General features: G+C 71.9%; 4 protein-coding genes. 2 read left to right on the forward strand and 2 right to left on the reverse strand.

Annotation, left to right across the window (positions count from 1 at the left end; translation table 11 throughout):
• The coding region (locus VF697_RS18370) for a DUF4398 domain-containing protein (RefSeq protein ID WP_331096750.1) at positions 1–1,038 on the reverse strand (1,038 nt) is incomplete at its 3' end.
• An 18-nt stretch (positions 1,039–1,056) separates the two neighbouring features.
• On the reverse strand, positions 1,057–1,377 hold the full coding sequence (locus tag VF697_RS18375; RefSeq protein WP_331096752.1) for a DUF4398 domain-containing protein: 321 nt from the start codon (positions 1,375–1,377) through the stop codon (positions 1,057–1,059).
• 160 nt (positions 1,378–1,537) lie between these two features.
• On the opposite strand from VF697_RS18375, the gene VF697_RS18380 reads away from it, so the two are divergent.
• Together VF697_RS18380 and VF697_RS18385 are read left to right on the forward strand one after the other, a co-directional pair.
• Positions 1,538–2,524: a HEAT repeat domain-containing protein gene (locus VF697_RS18380; protein WP_331096754.1), complete on the forward strand. Its 987-nt coding sequence runs from the start codon at positions 1,538–1,540 to the stop codon at positions 2,522–2,524.
• Positions 2,521–3,435: an N-acetylmuramoyl-L-alanine amidase-like domain-containing protein gene (locus VF697_RS18385; protein ID WP_331096756.1), complete on the forward strand. Its 915-nt coding sequence runs from the start codon at positions 2,521–2,523 to the stop codon at positions 3,433–3,435. Before VF697_RS18380 ends, VF697_RS18385 begins: the two co-directional genes overlap by 4 nt.
• Positions 3,436–3,450: the final 15 nt, after the last annotated feature.

A 3,450-nucleotide genomic window follows, 5' to 3' on the forward strand; every position in this document is an offset into this window, starting at 1 on the left:
CATCTCCTTGGGGCCGGGCTGATCCGGGCACACGTCCTGGCGATCCACCGTGCCGTCCCCGTCCTTGTCGTCATCCGGGCAGCCGCCGTTCTCCAGCGGGCCGGTCTTCAGCGGGCAGCGGTCGAGGCCATCGGGGATGCCGTCGGCGTCGTTGTCGAGGTCCGGGCAGCCGTCCTCGTCCTGGAAGGCGTCCTTGTCCTCGGGCTCCGTGGGGCACTTGTCCAGCGAGTCCTCGACGTTGTCCCCGTCCTTGTCCGTGCGGGGGCAGCCCAGGTTGGGGATGGGCCCGGAGGCATCGGGGCACTTGTCCGCCGTGTCGATGAGGCCGTCCTGGTCATTGTCGGCCTCGGGGCAGCCGTCGCTGTCCTCGAAGCCGTCCTTGTCCTCGACCTGGTCGCGGCACTTGTCCACGTTGTCGGGGATGCTGTCGCCGTCGCTGTCCGTCGGCGCCTCCTCCGGGCAGCCCTGGTTGGAGAGCGGGCCCTGCGTCAGCGGGCACTTGTCGTTGCCGTCCAGCACGCCGTCCCGGTCGTTGTCGGGCTCGGGGCAGCCGTCCGAGTCCTCGAAGCCGTCGCGGTCCTCGGCGCGGTCCGGGCAGGGGTCATCCTTGTCGAAGATGCCGTCGAAGTCGGAGTCCTTCTCCTCGATCTGCACCACCACCTGCTGAGACGGCTTGGTGGTGACGTCCCCCTGCTGCGGGTTCTGCTGGGACTGGGTGGGAGTCTCCGGCTTCTCCTTGACCGTGACGCGCGGGGGGGCGCAGCTCTTGGAGCGCTCCAGGGCCGTCTTGATGGCGGTCTCGGCGGTGCGGATGTGCTCGGAGGCGCGGTAGCTGGTGCCCTGGCTGATCTCGCCCCGGGCGAAGTCGAGGTTGGCCTCGGCGGTGGCGAGCTCCACCGGGGCGCAGCGCATGGCGCCGCTGCGGCGGGCGCGCTCGATTTCGGCCTGGATGACGTCGGAGTCGGCGCGGACCTTGTTACCGCTCACGCAGGCCGCGGAGAGCAGGAGCAGCGAAGAGGCGATGAGGAGACGTCGCATCGGTAGGGTGCTCTCGCGTCAGGGGTTGGGGCTGGAGGACGCCGCTTCTTCGGCGGCGTTGGCGTTGGCCATGGCCTGCTCACGCGCCTGGGCGGCGAAGCGGGAGGCCTTCTCGGCGAAGTCCACACCGGCCTGGTAGTCGGAGTAGCTGACCTCCTCGCGGGCCTTGTGGATGTAGAGGTTGGCGGCCGTCCACTCGTAGGGGGCGAGCTTCTCGGCGCCGGCGGTGCGGGCGGCTTGAATCTGCACCTCCGCGTCCAGCAGGTGCGAGGTGGACTTCAGGGGGCCGCATCCGGCGAGGACTCCCGCCGCAGCCACCATTGCCAGGAGTCGCTTCATGGGAGGGGCCTCACGGTAAGGGCTGGAAGACACTGGAGTCCGGTCGTATCAATCGACTCGGGGAGGGTCAAGAATCGGTCACTCCCACACACCCGAGGGAGGAAGCGGGCGCGGCCGGGGTTTTGACAGCCTCGCCGGGGCCTTGTCATCGTGCCCGGCCGTGCGCACCCTGCCCGCCTGCCTGGTCCTCCTCTTCGCACTCACCGCTTCGGTCGTCCTGGCCGCCCCGCCCTCCGCCCAGAAGCGCCTGTCGCGCCGCGCGGAGACGGGGCAGCTCGTCGATGAGCTGCTGGAGGGGCGCCTGGCGGTGCCCACCGCCATCTCGCGCCTGCGCATCCTGCGCGAGGACGCCTACGCGGCGAGTCTCCTCATCCGGGCCGCCTCCGACGTGGTGGAGCCGCGGCTGCTGCGGGACGTGACGGCCGTGCTGGCGGGGCTGGAGGTGCGCTCGGCCGAGGCCACCCTGGTGGAGCTGACCGGGCACCAGGACGGAGCGGTGCGCATGTACGCCGTCCAGGGCCTGGGCCGGCTGCGCAGCCGGCGCGTGGACGTGCTGCTGCCGCTGCTGGAGGACAAGTCCCTCGGGGTGCGCCGCGAGGTGGCCCGCGCCCTGGGCGCCACGCACGAGCCCCGGGTGGGCAAGGCCCTCCTCTCCACGGCGCGCACCGAGGCGGATCCTCAGACGCGCGTGCTGCTGCTGGAGGCGGTGGGGGCCGCGGGGGACAAGAAGCAGGCGCCGGGCCTCAAGGCCTTCCTCGACGACAGCTCCGAGAGCACCCGCTTCTCCGCCGCGCGGGGGCTGTGCCTGCTGGGCGCTCCCGAGGGCTTCGCCTTCGCGCGCAAGCTGCTGGGCTCGGAGGACAAGCACGTGCGCCGCCAGGGCCTGGCCCTCTACGAGGGGCTGCCCGTGAAGCTGTCGCAGACCGCGCTCCGCCCGCTGCTCGAGGACAAGGATCGCACGCTCGCGGCCGGCGCGGCCCGCATCCTCCACCAGGGCGGCGACAAGTCGATGCTGGGCTGGCTGGTGCTCGCCTCGTGGAAGGCCAACGGGGAGGAGAAGCTCGCCTACGAGAAGGAGCTGGAGACGCTCCACCTCGCGGACGACGAGCGCAAGGCCCTCCTCCGCAAGGCGGGGATGGTGAAATGAAGGCGCTCGTGCTGCTCTCGGCGCTGCTGGCCCACGCGCCCGCCGCCGCGACGCCTCCCGCCGGGGCCACTCCGGCCGTGCAGACGGGCAGGCCCGCGCCCGTGGTGTGGGCCTCGCTCAGCCCCCAGGAGCGCGCCGCCTTCATCACCCAGGAGGCCGCGCTGCCCCTGCGCGAGCGGCTGCTGCGCGTGAGCGAGCGCTTCCTGGGCACGCCCTACGTCCACTCGCCGCTGGGGGAGGGCAGGGGGGTGGATCCGGATCCCCCCTTCCGGCTGGACGCGGTGGACTGCCTCACCTTCGTGGAGCAGGCGCTGGCGATGAGCCTGGCCAACGCCGAGGCCGAGGTGCCCACGCTGCTCGAGCGCCTGCGCTACGCGAGCACCCCCGCCTACGAGAATCGCAACCACCTGATGGAGGCCCAGTGGCTGCCCAACAACCAGCGCAAGGGCTTCCTGGTGGACGTGACGCGGCGCTACGGCGGTGAGGACACGGTGCGCGTGCAGAAGACGCTCACCCCGCTCACCTGGACGTCGCGCTCCTCGCAGGCGCTGGGGCTGCCCAAGACGCACCAGCCACGGGGCACCTACGGCCTGAACATGATTCCGCTGGAGCGGGTGATGGCGCACGCGCGCCAGGTGCCCTCGGGCACCATCCTCATCGTCCTGCGCGAGGACCTGCCGCTGAAGGCCACGCGGGTGACGCACCTGGGCTTCGTGGTGCAGAAGGGCCGGCGCACCTGGCTGCGGCACGCGCGGCGCGGCGTGGACGGCAACGGCCGGGTGGTGGACGAGGACCTGGAGACGTTCCTCGCGCGCAACGCGAAGTACGACAAGTGGAAGGTCTCCGGCGTGAGCCTCTACGAGCCCCACCTCCCCGAGGCGGGCGGGGGCGAGCTCGTGCGCTCCCCGTGAGGGCCGCGCTCCCAC

Source organism: Archangium sp. (genome assembly GCF_036388035.1).
In the GTDB taxonomy this organism is placed as follows: domain Bacteria; phylum Myxococcota; class Myxococcia; order Myxococcales; family Myxococcaceae; genus Archangium.